General features: G+C 70.5%; 11 protein-coding genes. 6 read left to right on the top strand and 5 right to left on the bottom strand.

Features of this window, described 5'->3' with window-relative positions:
• Positions 1 to 21 precede the first annotated feature (21 nt).
• Entirely contained in the window at positions 22 to 1,848 is a 1,827-nt protein-coding gene (locus ACIBK3_RS14375) for a LamG-like jellyroll fold domain-containing protein (RefSeq protein WP_399365317.1), read from the top strand.
• A 29-nt stretch (positions 1,849 to 1,877) separates the two neighbouring features.
• Positions 1,878 to 3,548, top strand: a complete 1,671-nt coding sequence (locus ACIBK3_RS14370; protein WP_399365315.1) for a PHP domain-containing protein — start codon at positions 1,878 to 1,880, stop codon at positions 3,546 to 3,548.
• Between the two features lie 28 nt (positions 3,549 to 3,576).
• Here the strand turns inward: ACIBK3_RS14370 and ACIBK3_RS14365 are convergent, their stop codons facing one another.
• Genes ACIBK3_RS14365 through ACIBK3_RS14350 form a run of 4 tightly spaced genes read right to left on the bottom strand, consistent with a single transcriptional unit; the run spans position 3,577 to position 7,390 of the window.
• Positions 3,577 to 4,032: a MaoC family dehydratase gene (locus tag ACIBK3_RS14365; protein ID WP_399365313.1), complete on the bottom strand. Its 456-nt coding sequence runs from the start codon at positions 4,030 to 4,032 to the stop codon at positions 3,577 to 3,579.
• A 37-nt stretch (positions 4,033 to 4,069) separates the two neighbouring features.
• Positions 4,070 to 5,575 (bottom strand): long-chain fatty acid--CoA ligase, encoded by a 1,506-nt coding sequence (locus ACIBK3_RS14360; protein WP_399365311.1) that lies wholly within the window; start codon positions 5,573 to 5,575, stop codon positions 4,070 to 4,072.
• A 10-nt stretch (positions 5,576 to 5,585) separates the two neighbouring features.
• A complete protein-coding gene (locus ACIBK3_RS14355) occupies positions 5,586 to 6,470 on the bottom strand; it encodes an amidohydrolase family protein (protein ID WP_399365309.1) in 885 nt (294 codons plus the stop codon).
• Positions 6,471 to 6,472: 2 nt separating this feature from the next.
• The gene (locus ACIBK3_RS14350; protein ID WP_399365307.1) at positions 6,473 to 7,390 is read right to left on the bottom strand and encodes an SDR family NAD(P)-dependent oxidoreductase; all 918 of its coding nucleotides are present in this window, start codon (positions 7,388 to 7,390) and stop codon (positions 6,473 to 6,475) included.
• Between the two features lie 295 nt (positions 7,391 to 7,685).
• Here ACIBK3_RS14350 and ACIBK3_RS14345 point away from each other — a divergent pair, with 295 nt between their 5' ends.
• From ACIBK3_RS14345 to ACIBK3_RS14335, 3 genes are all read left to right on the top strand, one after another.
• The gene (locus tag ACIBK3_RS14345; protein ID WP_399365305.1) at positions 7,686 to 8,111 is read left to right on the top strand and encodes a MarR family winged helix-turn-helix transcriptional regulator; all 426 of its coding nucleotides are present in this window, start codon (positions 7,686 to 7,688) and stop codon (positions 8,109 to 8,111) included.
• Between the two features lie 10 nt (positions 8,112 to 8,121).
• Positions 8,122 to 8,946, top strand: coding sequence for an IclR family transcriptional regulator (locus tag ACIBK3_RS14340; protein WP_399365601.1), 825 nt, complete (start codon positions 8,122 to 8,124; stop codon positions 8,944 to 8,946).
• Between the two features lie 392 nt (positions 8,947 to 9,338).
• The gene (locus ACIBK3_RS14335; protein WP_399365303.1) at positions 9,339 to 10,739 is read left to right on the top strand and encodes a glycoside hydrolase family 16 protein; all 1,401 of its coding nucleotides are present in this window, start codon (positions 9,339 to 9,341) and stop codon (positions 10,737 to 10,739) included.
• A gap of 61 nt (positions 10,740 to 10,800) precedes the next feature.
• Here ACIBK3_RS14335 and ACIBK3_RS14330 read toward each other — a convergent pair whose 3' ends face one another.
• Positions 10,801 to 11,706: a helix-turn-helix domain-containing protein gene (locus ACIBK3_RS14330; RefSeq protein WP_399365301.1), complete on the bottom strand. Its 906-nt coding sequence runs from the start codon at positions 11,704 to 11,706 to the stop codon at positions 10,801 to 10,803.
• A 155-nt stretch (positions 11,707 to 11,861) separates the two neighbouring features.
• On the opposite strand from ACIBK3_RS14330, the gene tkt reads away from it, so the two are divergent.
• Positions 11,862 to 13,937, top strand: a complete 2,076-nt coding sequence (gene tkt / locus ACIBK3_RS14325) for a transketolase (protein WP_399365299.1) — start codon at positions 11,862 to 11,864, stop codon at positions 13,935 to 13,937.
• Positions 13,938 to 13,943 lie beyond the last annotated feature (6 nt).

The following is a 13,943-nucleotide window of genomic DNA, read 5'->3' as shown; positions in this document are numbered from 1 at the left end:
ACGCAGTGTTACGGAGCACACGTGTGCGTTTCGCATGAGCAGGATCAGGGCGAGGCCCCGCAGGCCGGTGCCGGAAGACGCGGCTTCCTCCGGGCTACCGCGCTGCTGGGCGCCGCCGCCGCGGCGGGGATCGCCTTGCCGTCCGTGGCGGAGGCCACGGACAGCGGCTGGCAGCCCGACCCCGACAGCCGCCGCTTCACGCTCGCCGTCATGCCCGACACGCAGTACCTCTTCGACGGTCCGAGCATCGACAAGACGCCGTTCGAGGCGTCCCTGCGGTACCTCCTGGAGCACGGGCAGGACGAGAACATCGTCTTCCTGTCCCACCTCGGCGACCTCACGGAGAACGGCGCGGCGGCCGAAGTCACCGCGATCAGCGAGGCGTTCGAACTTCTGGACCAGCGCGGCGTCGGCTACAGCGTCCTGGCCGGCAACCACGACGTGAGGTCGTCGACCGACGACCAGCGGGGCTCGACGCCGTACCTGAAGGCCTTCGGGCCGCAGCGGTTCCAGGGCAAGCCGACGTTCGGCGGCGCCTCCCCGGACGGCTACAACAGCTTCCACCTCTTCAAGGCGGCCGGCCGGGAGTGGATGGTGCTCGCGCTGGACTGGCGGCTGTCGGCGAAGGGGTACGCCTGGGCCGAGGACGTCCTGGCCAAGCACCCGAAGACGCCGGTCGTCCTCACCACGCACGAGCTGGTCGTCGAGGACGACAGCCTGTCGGCGTACGGACAGCAGCTGTGGGACCAGCTGATCGAAGACCACGACCAGATCTTCCTCACCCTCAACGGGCACTACTGGCCGGCCGGCCGGGCCACGCGCAAGAACGTGGCGGGCAACGACGTCCACCTGCATCTGACGAACTACCAGAACCGGTACTTCGGCGGCGCCGCGATGATCCGCCTCTACCACTTCGACCTGGACCGGAACGTCATCGACGTGGAGACGGTCTCCCCCTGGATCCTCGGCCGGGCCTCGGAGGGGCTCAACGAGCTGGAGCGGCAGGAGATGGAACTGAGCGGCGACGCCGACCGGTTCTCCGTCGACATCGACTTCGCGGACCGCTTCTCCGGTTTCGCCCCGGTGCCCCCGCGCCCGGCCCGCCCCGTCTCCCAGATGCTGGTCCCGGGCACGGTCGCGTACTGGCGCTTCGAGGCGCCCGTGTCCGGCACCGTCCGTGACCTGTCCGGCCGCGGCAACGACCTCACCCTGGTGTCGGTGGGCGGCAACCGCACGCTGGACTGGTCGGCGGACCACCACCCCGACCAGCCCGGCCACGGCAGCCTGGAGTTCCAGGGCTACAAGTCCCCGCTGAAGGGCGCCTACCTGCGAACGGTCGACGCGGCGCCCCTCAACTCGGCGACCTTCAAGGCCGGTTACACCATCGAGGCCTTCTACCGCCTCCCCGCCGACTGGGACCCCTCCCACAACGCCTGGTCCGGGCTCGTCAGCCGCACCGGCACCGGCGGCGCCGCCGGCAAGACCGCCGACGATCCCGACGAGCCGCTGGCCACGCTCTCCCTGTCGGACGGCCCCGGCCCGCAGTGGGCGGTCCGCCCGCTCAACCAGCAGGGCATCGCGACGAACTGGGGCGACGAGACGGCCCGGGAGGTGTGGTGGCACCTCGCCGTCGTCAACGACGGCTCGCACACCACGATGTACGTCCAGGGCTGCCCCGTCGCCCGCAATCCCCACGCCACCGCCGTCGGCATCACCTCCGTCGGACTGCCGTGGCTGCTGGGCGGTTACGAGTACGGCGGGAAGATCGACCAGATCCTCTACGGACGGCTCGGTGATGTCCGCATCGTCGGACGGGCGCTGCCCGTCACCTCGTTCATGAACCACTGAATTCACCGAATCCGTAGAGGACAGACACCATGACCGTGCAGCAACTTCCCTCCTGGGCCGACCCGTCCGTCTCCCCCGCCGACCTCGACGCCCAGGGCGTCTCCCGACGCGGGCTCCTGCGCCGCGCGGGCCTGTTCGGCGCCGCCTTCGCCCTCGGGTCGGCGGCGACCCCCGCGCTCGCCGCCGGCCAGCCGGCCTTCGGCGGCGACGATCCCCGCCTCGCCTACCTCGTCGGCGACCACCACATCCACTCCGTCTACAGCCACGACGCGAAGTACACGTTCTCCCAACTGGCCACCGCGGCCGCCAAGTACGGCCTCGACTGGATGGTCTTCAACGAGCACTCCAACTTCGGGCACGCCTCCTACGGGGCGAAGCTGGAGCACCAGGAGATCCTCAAGGCCCGAGCGGAGAACCCGCGCCAGCTGATCTTCCAGGGCCTGGAGTGGTACATCCCGGCCGCCGAGCACTGCACGGTGTTCGCGGCGCCGGGACCGAACGAGGTCGACGTGCTCACGCAGTTCGAGCTCGCCTACGACGGCAAGCTGCTCGGCTACACCGACGGCGCGGCCGACAACCCGAACACGGCCCGCAACGAGGCCCACGCCGTGAAGGCCATCAAGTGGCTTGCCGACCAACGCCGTTCGGGCTACGTCGACGACGTGCTGGTCCTCGCCAACCACCCGCTGCGGCTGGGCATCGACTCACCGCACGAGATGCGCAACTGGCGGGACGCGGCGCCCGAGATCATGATCGGGATGGAGGGGGCGCCCGGCGCACAGGGCGGGGGCATCCCCGGCTGGGAGGGACCCACCTCACAGCGCGGCGAGTACACCAACAAGCCGTCCGTGAACTCCTGGCCCGGCTACCCGGAGAACGCGTACGTCCTGTACGGCGGCTTCGACTGGATGACGGCGACCGTCGGCGGCATGTGGGACGCGATGCTCGCCGAGGGCAAGCTGTTCACCATCACCACCAACTCGGACGTGCACCGCGTCGTCTTCGACACCTGGAAGAACGGCGACTGGCTGCCCGGGCAGAACTTCGACAACACCGGCCACATCCCCGACCCGGTGAACACCGACACCCCTCAGCCCGGCGGTGATTTCTGGCCGGGTCAGTTCAGCCGCACCCACGTGGGCGTGACCCGCTACGGCTACCGCTCGGTGATGGCGGGCCTGCGCGCGGGCCGGGTCTGGCTGGACCACGGGCATCTGCTCGACGGGCTCGACGTACGCCTCAAGCGGGACGTCGACCACGGACCGGGCGTCACCCTGGGCGGCCGGCTGCACGTCCGCAAGGGCGAGAAACTCACGCTGAACGTCACCGTGACGACCACCTCCCGACCCAACACACAGGGGATCCTGCCCGAGTTGGCCCATGTCGACGTGATCCGTGGCGCGGTGCGCGGTCCGGCGGCCGATCGTGACGAGTGGCGGGCGCCCGACACCCGGGTCGTGAGCACGACGGACGTGTCCGGCCGCAAGGGGACGTACACCCTGCGCATCCCGCTGACCGCCGGGGACGAGTCCTTCTATGTCCGGTTGCGCGGCAGCGACGGGAAGCGCAACGGCACGGGCTACCTCGGCGCCTCCGTCGACCCGCACGGGCCGATTCCCCACGTGCCCGGGGACGGGGACCCGTGGGCCGACACGTGGTTCTACTCCAACCCCGTCTTCGTCGACGTGGCCGGAGCCTGAGGCAGCGTCAGGCCCCGGCGGCAGCGGACTACACGTAGAACCGGGACAGGCTCTGCAGCACTGCCGCGGGCTTGGCGCCGCCCTCGATCTCGATCGTCCCGTCCACGACGATCTGCACGCCGCCCTTCACCTCCTCGACCTCGGCCAGCTTCCCGACCAGCCGGATGCGGGAGCCGACCTTGACCGGGGAGGGGAAGCGCACCTTGTTCAGGCCGTAGTTGACCTTCGTCGTGACGCCCTGGACGTCCAGCAGCTCGGTGAACAAGGGGATGAAGAGGGAGAGGGTGAGGTAGCCGTGGGCGATCGGGGCGCCGAAGGGGCCCTCCTTCGCGCGCTCCGGGTCCACGTGGATCCACTGGTGGTCGCCCGTGGCGTCGGCGAAGGTGTCGATCCGCTCCTGAGTGACGTCGATCCACTCGCTGGTGCCGAGGTCGCTGCCGGCGAGCTTCTTCAGTTCGTCGAGGCCGTTGACGGTGATGCCCATGTGGCTTTCCTTAGCTATGAGTTGAACGCGTTGGACGTCAGGAGTCGGTTCCGAAGCGCTTGCGCACCCGGGCCTTGAGGAGCTTCCCCGAGGCGGTGCGCGGGAGTTCGTCCGCGAGGACGACCGACTTCGGGATCTTGTACTTGGCGAGCCGCCCGGCCAGCGCGGCCAGGACCTCGTCGGGATCCAGCGAGGCGCCCTCGCGCGGTACGACGACCGCGCGCGGCACCTCGCCCCACTTGTCGTCGGGCACGCCGATGACCGCGCACTCGACGATGTCCGGGTGGGCGAGGAGCAGGTCCTCGATCTCGGCGGGGTAGATGTTCTCCCCGCCGGAGATGATCATGTCCTTGATGCGGTCGACGATGAAGACATAGCCGTCCTCGTCGATGCGGGCCGCGTCTCCGCTGCGGAACCAGCCGTCGGCGAAGGCGGCGGCCGTCTCCTCGGGCAGGCCCCAGTAGCCGGGCATGACATGCGGTCCGCGCACCACGACCTCGCCGGTCTCGCCGACGGCGGCCGGAGCGAGGTCGGGCCGCACGACCCGTACGTCGCTGAAGAAGTGCTGCACCCCGGCCGAGCCCGCCTTGCTCACGGCGTGCTCGGCGTCCAGGAAGAGCGTGCCGGGGGACGCTTCCGTCATGCCGTAGCCCTGGAGGAAGGTCAGGCCGCGCTCCTGGTAGGCGGCGATCAGCGGGGTCGACACCGGGGAGCCGCCGCAGGTGAGGATGCGCAGGGAGGACAGGTCGGCGCCCTGCCAGCGCGGATGGCGGGCGATCTGGTCGAACATGGTCGGCACCCCGAACATGAAGGTGATCCGGTGCCGTTCGATCAGGTCGAAGGTGGCCGCCGGGTCGAAGGCCTCGACCAGTACGCAGGTGCCGCCCTTCAGCAGCACCGGCAGGGTGAGCATGTTCAGGCCGGCCGTGTGGAACAACGGGGCGGAGACCAGGGCGCGTTCGTCGGCGATCAGGTCGGTGTCGACGAGGACGTTGATGGCGTTCCAGGTGAGGTTGCCGTGGGTGAGCATCGCGCCCTTGGGGCGGCCGGTGGTGCCCGAGGTGTACATGATGATGCAGGTGTCGTCGGGCACCACCGGCTCGTCGACGGGGTCGGCGCCGGCCTCGGCGAGCGCCTCCTCGTACTCGGCGCCGACCTCGACGTAGGCGCGTACGTCCGTGGTGCCGGGCAGTCCGGCGACCAGGCCCTGGAACGAGGGGCCGTAGACGAGGGCCCTGGCTCCGGAGTCGGCGAGCTGGTAGGCGATCTCCGGGCCGGCCAGGCGGGTGTTGAGGGGGACGAAGACCGCGCCGAGGGTGCCCGCCGCGAACAGGGTCTCCAGGTAGGAGGGGTGGTTGGGGCCGAGGTAGGCGATCCGGTCGCCGCGCCGGACGCCCCGGGCGCGCAGGGCGTGCGCGAGGCGGGTGGTGCGGTCGTACAGCTCGGCGTACGTGCGGCTGGTGTCGCCGTGGATCAGGGCGGTGCGGTGCGGGGTCTTGCGGGCCCGGCGTGCGGGCCACGACCCCAGTCCCTCGTTGCGCATGTCCGGCCCCTTACGGCTTCGTCAGCCCGAGCAGGCGGGCGGCGTTCTCCTTGAGGATCTTCGGCTTGACCTCGTCCTTGATCGACAGCTTCGCGAAGTCCGCGAGCCAGCGGTCGGGGGTGAGGACGGGGAAGTCGGAGCCGAAGAGGACCTTGTCCTTGAGGAGCGTGTTGGCGTACTGCACCAGCTGCGGCGGGAAGTACTTCGGCGACCAGCCGGACAGGTCGATGTGGACGCCCGGCTTGTGCGTGGCGACGGCGAGGGCCTCGTCCTGCCAGGGGAAGGACGGGTGCGCCAGGATGATCTTCAGGTGCGGGAAGTCGGCCGCCACGTCGTCCACGTGCAGCGGGTTGGAGTACTTCAGCCGGATCCCGCCCCCGCCGGGCACGCCGGCGCCGATGCCGGTCTGGCCGGTGTGGAAGAGGGCGATGGTGCCTGTCTCCTCGATCACCTCGTAGAGGTCGTACGCCACGGCGCGGTCGTTGGGGAAGAAACCCTGGATGCTGGGGTGGAACTTGAAGCCCTTCACCCCGTACTCCTCGACCAGGCGCCGGGCCTGCTTCACGCCCGCCTTACCCCTGAACGGGTCGATGGACGCGAAGGGGATGAGGACGTCCGCGTTGGCGGCCGCCGCCTCGGCGACCTCCTCGTTGGGGACGGGGGCCGTTCCGGTCGCGGACTCGGCGTCCACCGTGAAGATCACGGCGGCCATCTTCCGCTCGCGGTAGTAGGCCGCGGTCTCCTCAAGGGTCGGCTTCCGCTTGCCCTCGACCTTGAAGTAGGCGGAGGAGGCGTCGTGCAGGTCGTCGTCCAGGGAGGAGTGGCCCTTGGAGGACACCTCCGCGTGGGTGTGGACGTCGATCGCGACGAGATCCTCGACGTTGAGGGTCGTCATGGTCAGGCCTCCGGAAACTTGGGCGCCGGGATGCCGACCGTCTGGAGCTCCGCGCCGACCGACGTGGGGAAGGCGTCGGCCAGGGTCTCGGGGGTCCAGCCGCCGTCGGCGTAGGCCGCGCTGATCTCCTGCGGATGCGACCAGAGTGCCACTTTGTCGCCGCCGATGCCGATGGCCTGCCCGGTGATGCCCCGGGCGGCCTCGGAGGCGAGGAAGGGGACCAGGGCCGCGCAGTCCTCGGGGGTGCCGAAGCCCTCGCCCTTGCGCAGGAAGTCCGGCAGGGGCTCGCCGTTCTTCATGGCCTCGACGTACGGGGCGAAGGCGGGGATGGTCTCGGTCATCGCGGTAGCGGCCACCGGCACGATCGCGTTGACCGTGATGTTCGCGCGGCCCAGCTCCATCGACCAGGTGCGGGCCATGGCGGCGATGCCGGCCTTGGCGGCGGCGTAGTTCGTCTGGCCGAAGTTGCCGCGCTGCCCGGCGGGTGAGCCGACCAGGATCAGGCTGCCGCCCTCGCCCTGCTCGCGCATGCGGACGGCGGCGGCGCGGGCACAGGTGAAGGTGCCCTTGAGGTGGGTGGTGATCACCGCGTCGAAGTCGTCGTCGGTCATCTTCCACAGCACCTTGTCGCGCAGGATGCCCGCGTTGGTGACCAGGACGTCCAGCCGCCCGAACTCCTCGACAGCGCGGTTGACCAGCCGGTCCGCGGCCTCGGCCGTGCCGACCGGGACCACCTCGGCGACGGCCTTGCCGCCCGCCGCGGTGATGGACTTCACGGCCTGCTCGGCCACGGCCTCGTCGATGTCGTTGACGACCACGAAGGCGCCGTGGGCGGCGAGGGCGTGCGCGTAGGCGAGGCCGAGGCCCCGGCCGCTGCCGGTGACGACGGCGGCCTTGCCGGTGAGATCGATGCTGGGCACGGGCGGGTCCCTTCACAAACTGACAAGAACTGACAATTGACAAGTACAGGCACAAACTGACGCGAACTTGCACAAGTGACGCGGCTGCGGGAGCACAGCTTGCTCCGAGATCGAAGCTAAGAGCAATAATTGTTGACGTCAATAGTTGTTGCCGACCCGTCGGTGCGCCAGACTGGAAGCAGCACGCACCACCGCCCCGCCCGGGGCCCCGAACAGGGAGACCGTCATCGCCCGCCAGCCGCACCCGACGCCCGCTGCCGCGGGCCCCGCTCCGATCGACGCGTACGAGCCGTGGATGCGCGGACTGCACGCGGACACCGGCTACCTCCTGTACCGGCTGGGCCTGCGCTCCGGACAGCTGTTCAACGCCTTCCTCCAGGAGTCCGGCCTGCGCCTGCGCCACTACGCGCTGCTGCGCTTCCTCGCCACGGCGGACGGCGCCCTGCAGCGCGAGCTCAGCACCTCCCTCGGATACGACCCGAGCGCGATCGTGGGCCTGGTCGACGACCTGGAGAAGCTGGGCTTCGCCGAGCGCCGCCCGTCCCCCGACGACCGGCGCAGCCGCATCGTCGTGCTCACCGCGGACGGCCGTACCTTCCTGCGCGACACCGACGAGGCGGGACTGCGCGTGACGAACGAGCTGCTCCAGCCCCTCGACCCCGCCGAGCGCGATGTGCTCCACTCGCTGTTGCAGAGAGTCGCCGAGACGGGGCTGGGGTGAGGCCATGCCGATGACCACCGACGCCGGTCTGCCGCAGGCCGTGCGGTCCGCGCCCGACCGACTGCTGTCCGTCCTCGCCGCGTTCGACCACGACCACCCCGCGCTGTGCCTCACGGACATCAGCCGCCGGGCCGGGCTGAGCCTGACCACCACGCACCGGCTCGTGGGCGCCCTGACCGAGTGGGGCGCGCTGGAACGCGACGAGTCGGGCGTCTACCACGTCGGGCTGCGTCTGTGGGAGGTCGCGGCGCTCGCGCCCCGCGGGCTCGCGCTGCGGCAGGCCGCGCTGCCGTACCTGGAGGACCTGTACGAAGCCACGCACGAGAACGTGCAGTTGGCGGTGCGCGACGGCTCGGAGGTCGTCTACATCGAGTGGATCTCGGGGCGTTCGGCGGTCGGCGTGCACATCCGGGTCGGCGCCCGCTGGCCGCTGCACGTCACCGGCGTCGGTCTCGTGCTCCTGGCGTACGGCGACGCGGAACTCCAGCAGGAGTACTGCGCGGGCCCGCTCGCCTCCTTCACCCCGTACACCCTCACCGACGCCGGGCAGTTGCGCCGGGTGCTGGCCGAAGTGCGGCGCTCCGGCGTGGCGGTGAGTGACCGTCAGGTGACCGAGGACGCCCTGTCGGTGGCCGCGCCGGTGCGCGGGCCGGACGGTGACCTGGTCGCGGCCGTGTCCGTGGTGGTGCCCGAGGCCGGAGCCCAGGTCCCGGTGCTGATCCCGGCGGTGCGGCTCGCGGCGCGCGGGATCTCGCGGGCGCTGGGATGGCAGCCGGAGGGCAGCCGGGCCGGGAGCGGGTCCCGGCGGGCCGGGGGACATCCCTCGCACCGGTGAGGGCAGCACACCTAGGGCCTGTCGTTTGGATCAGGCCGGCTGTGAGGTGCGGTGCGTTTCGGCCTACCCGAGCGGGGCCTGGTGCGTGCAGCTGCAAGGCGGAGGAGGGAGTCGACGCGGAGCGTCGGCGAGTGACGACAACGCGGCAGATGTGCGTGCCAGGCCCCGCGACGCCGGGATGATCCAAACGACGGGCCCTAGGCGCGCGGGGCGGTTCCGGCGGTTCTGGTTGAACTCACCTGCGGGGTAAGCACTTTCTCTGCTTCAACTCTTGACGACCGGGGTGACGAGGAGCACATTGGCCGCGCTGAGAGCGCTCTCAAGACGTCGGAGCAAGGCTCTCGAAGGCACCCCCGCACCCGCAGGCACCCCGTACCCCGAGAGGCACCCCCATGAGTGACACCTCCGGCACACCCCACAGACGGCGACGCCCGCTGCGGCGGGCGCTCGTCGCCGTCGTCAGCACCCTCGGCCTCGCGGCGGCGGCCGCCACCGTCGCCTCCCCCTCCGCGAGCGCCTCCGCCCCCACACCCCCGGCGGGCTGGACGCAGGTCTTCCTCGACGACTTCAACGGCTCGGCGGGCACCGGCGTCAACGCCTCCGACTGGCAGTACTCCACCGGGACTTCGTATCCGGGCGGGCCCGCCAACTGGGGTACCGGCGAGGTCGAGACGATGACCAACAGCACGAGCAACGTCTCGCTCGACGGCAACGGCAACCTCCGCATCACCCCGCTGCGCGACGCGGCCGGCCGCTGGACCTCGGGCCGTATCGAGACCAACCGCACCGACTTCCAGCCCCCGTCCGGCGGCAAGCTGCGCGTCGAGGCCCGCCTGCAGATGCCGAACGTCACGGGCACCGCCGCCGAGGGCTACTGGCCCGCGTTCTGGATGCTGGGCGCACCTTACCGGGGCAACTACCAGAACTGGCCGGGCGTCGGCGAGCTGGACATCATGGAGAACGTCCAGGGACGCGACACCGTGTGGGCGACGATGCACTGCGGCACCAGTCCGGGCGGCCCGTGCAACGAGACGACGGGCATCGGCAACTCCACGGCCTGCCCCGGGAACACCTGCCAGTCCGCCTTCCACACCTACACGATGGAGTGGGACCGCTCGGCGAGCCCGGAGGCGATCCGTTTCTACGTCGACGGCGTCAACTACCACACCGTCACGGCGAATCAGGTGGACGCGGCCACCTGGTCGAACGCCACGAACCACGGTTTCTTCATCATCCTGAACGTCGCGATGGGCGGCGCGTTCCCGGACGCGTTCGGCGGCGGCCTGGACGCGGACACCCGCTCGGGTGTGCCGATGACCGTCGACTACGTCCAGGTGCTGTCGTCCGGTGGGGGCGGTACCACTCCCCCGCCGTCCGGCAACCGTGACGCCTACGGCACCGTCCAGGCCGAGTCCTACGACAACCAGTCCGGCACGACCACCGAGACCACCTCCGACACCGGCGGCGGTCAGAACATCGGCTCCTTGTCGAACGGCGACTGGGCCCTCTACAAGGGCGTCGACTTCGGGTCCACGGCGGCCAGGCAGTTCTCCGCCCGGGTGGCGAGCGGCGCGGCGGCCGGTGTCAGCGGACTGGTCGAGGTCCGCCTGGACAGCCGTACCGCCACCCCGGTCGGCAGCTTCTCGATCGCCGGCACGGGCGGCTGGCAGTCCTGGAGAACGGTCCCGGCCAACATCACCTCGGTGACCGGAACCCACGACGTGTACCTCACCTTCACGAGCGGCCAGCCGGCGGACTTCGTGAACGTGAACTGGTTCACCTTCGGTCACTGACCCTCGGCACGGGAATGGGGCTCCACGCGCGCGTGGAGCCCCATTCCCGTGCCGAGGGCGCTCAGCGCAGCTCCGCCCGGAACCCCGCCGGCGTCATCTCCGTGTGCTGCTGGAAGAACTTGGAGAAGTTCGCCGCGTCCGGGAAGCCCACCGCCGCGCCGATCCGGCCGATGGGCATGTCCGTGTGGGCCAGGAGGCGCTTGGCCTCCAGGATGACGCGTTTGTCGATGAAGCCCTTGGGCGTCTCGCCGGTGGCGGCGCGGACCGCGCGGACGAGGGTGCGGCGGGAGTAGCCGAGGGCGTCGGCGTAGGCGCTGACGCTGTGGTTGGTGGCGAAGCCCTTCTCGACCGCGTCCCGGAAGAGGGTGAAGGTGGTGTCCGACTGCCGCCGGGCGGCTTCCGCGGAGCTGGCCGCCAGATGCGCCAGGCGGATCAGGAACGCCGAGAGCGAGTGCCGCAGGACCGCCGTGTGCAGGCTCAGCGGGAGCGTCGCCGTGTCCTCGTACTCGCGCTGGAGTTGGGCGAGGGCCGAGCGGAGGCCGGCGAGCCGGGGTTCGTCGGGACGCAGCAGGGGCGGCAGGTCGTAGCGGTACAGGCCGGTGGCCTCGACCGTCGAGCGGGGCAGGAAGCCGGGTTGCATGGTCAGCACGGTTCCGCGGTACTCGCTCGTACGCGAGAAGCGGTGGACCTGCCCCGGGCGGATCCACAGCAGGTCGCCGGCCGTCGCCTCGTACTCGGCGAAGTCGATCATGTGCGGTACGGGGCCGTCGTCGAAGAGCATCACGACGTGGAAGTCGATGCGGTGGACGCGGTGCAGGGGCGCGTCGGCGTGCCAGGTGCGGCCGGTTCCCATGGGGCCGACCTGCATGCCGACGCCGCCGACGCTCAGCTCGACCGGGAAGGGGAACGTTCTGATCGCGTCAATGCCGCCGTCACCGTCTCCGGCTTGGATGGTTCTGTCCACCATGTCCTTCTCGTGCCGCCTCGATCGCCCGCCCGGTGTCCCACTTTCACCACAGGCTGACACACCGCGACCTTCCCCCGTAAAAGTCAGACTTTTAAGTTTGAACACGTCAGACCAGAAGACCAGCCACCACCGCTCCGATCGAGGATTTCTTGAAGATGAGCACGCACACACCGGACAGCTTCGAATGGACCGAACTCGACCGGCGTGCCGTCGACACCGCCCGCCTTCTGGCGGCGGATGCCGTACAGCGGGTGGGCAACGGCCACCCCGGCACCGCGATGAGCCTGGCCCCGGCCGCGTACACGATCTTTCAGAAGGTGATGCGCCACGACCCGGCCGACCCGGAGTGGACCGGCCGTGACCGCTTCGTGCTCTCCCCCGGGCACACCTCGCTCACCCTCTACACGCAGCTGTACCTCTCCGGGTACGAGCTGGAGCTCGACGACCTGAAGGCCTTCAGGACCCATGGTTCGAAGACGCCCGGGCATCCCGAGTACGGCCACACGGCCGGTGTCGAGACGACGACCGGGCCGCTCGGCCAGGGCGTCGCCAACGCGGTGGGCATGGCGATGGCCGCCCGCTACGAGCGCGGTCTGTTCGACCCGGAGGCCCCCGAGGGCGCCTCCCCCTTCGACCACACCATCTGGGGCATCGTCTCCGACGGCGACCTGGAGGAGGGGATCTCCGCCGAGGCGTCCTCGCTGGCCGGCCACCAGAAGCTCGGCAACCTCGTCTTCGTCTACGACGACAACCACATCTCCATCGAGGGCGACACCGCGACCGCGTTCTCCGAGGACGTGCTGAAGCGGTACGAGGCGTACGGCTGGCACGTGCAGCGGATCGAGCCCGGCGAGGACGGCGACATCGACGTCCACGCCCTGTACGCGGCGCTGAAGGCCGCGCAGGCCGAGACCGGGCGGCCGTCGATCATCGCGATGCGCACGATCATCGCCTGGCCGGCGCCGAACGCCAAGAACACCGAGGCCGCGCACGGCTCCGCGCTCGGCGCGGACGAGGTCGCCGCCACCAAGCGCGTCCTCGGCTTCGACCCCGAGAAGAGCTTCGAGGTCGCCGACGAGGTCCTCGCCCACACCCGCCAGGCCCTGGACCGGGGTGCCGAGGCGCACGCGGCCTGGGACAAGCAGATCGACAAGTGGCGCGGTGCCCAGCCGGAGCGGGCGAAGCTGTTCGACCGGATCGTCGCCGGTCAGCTGCCCGAGGGCTGGGAGGAGAAGGTCCCGGTCTTCGAGGAGGGCAAGGCGGTCGCCACCCGTGCCGCCTCCGGCAAGGTGCTGCAGGCGCTCGGCGCGATCGTCCCCGAGCTGTGGGGCGGCTCCGCCGACCTGGCCGGCTCGAACAACACCACCATCGACAAGACGAGTTCGTTCCTGCCGAAGGGCAACCCGCTGCCGGAGGCCGACCCTTACGGCCGCACCATCCACTTCGGCATCCGCGAGCACTCCATGGCCGCGGAGATGAACGGCATCGCCCTGCACGGCAACACCCGCGTCTACGGCGGCACCTTCCTGGTGTTCTCCGACTACATGCGCAACGCCGTCCGCCTGTCCGCGCTGATGCAGCTGCCCGTGACGTACGTCTGGACGCACGACTCCATCGGTCTCGGCGAGGACGGCCCGACCCACCAGCCCGTCGAGCACCTGGCCTCGCTGCGCGCCATCCCGGGCCTGAACATCGTCCGTCCGGCCGACGCCAACGAGACCGCGATCGCCTGGGCCGAGATCCTCAAGCGGCACGCCACCGACCCGGCTCCGCACGGCCTCGCCCTCACCCGCCAGGGCGTGCCGACGTACGCGCCCAACCCGGATGCGGCCAAGGGCGGTTACGTCCTGGAGGACTCCTCGACCGAGGTCCCGGACGTCGTCCTCATCGCCACCGGCTCCGAGGTGCAGCTCGCCGTCGCCGCCCGTCAGGCGCTGGAGGCCGAGGGAGTCGGTACCCGCGTGGTGTCGATGCCGTCCGTGGAGTGGTTCGAGCAGCAGTCGCGGGAGTACCGCGAGAGCGTCCTTCCGCCGGCCGTGAAGGCCCGCGTCGCGGTCGAGGCCGGGATCGGTCTGACGTGGTACCGGTTCGTGGGTGACGCGGGACGCATCGTCTCCCTCGAACACTTCGGCGCCTCCGCCGACGCGAAGGTCCTGTTCGCCGAGTTCGGCTTCACCCCCGAGAACGTCGCCGCCGCGGCCCGGGAATCCCTGGCCGCCGCCCGCGGTTGATCCGAT

Source organism: Streptomyces sp. NPDC050287 (assembly GCF_044459385.1).
Taxonomy (GTDB): Bacteria; Actinomycetota; Actinomycetes; order Streptomycetales; family Streptomycetaceae; genus Streptomyces.
The sequence above is the reverse complement of the archived record's forward strand: the minus strand, read 5'-3'. Positions and strand labels throughout refer to the sequence as shown.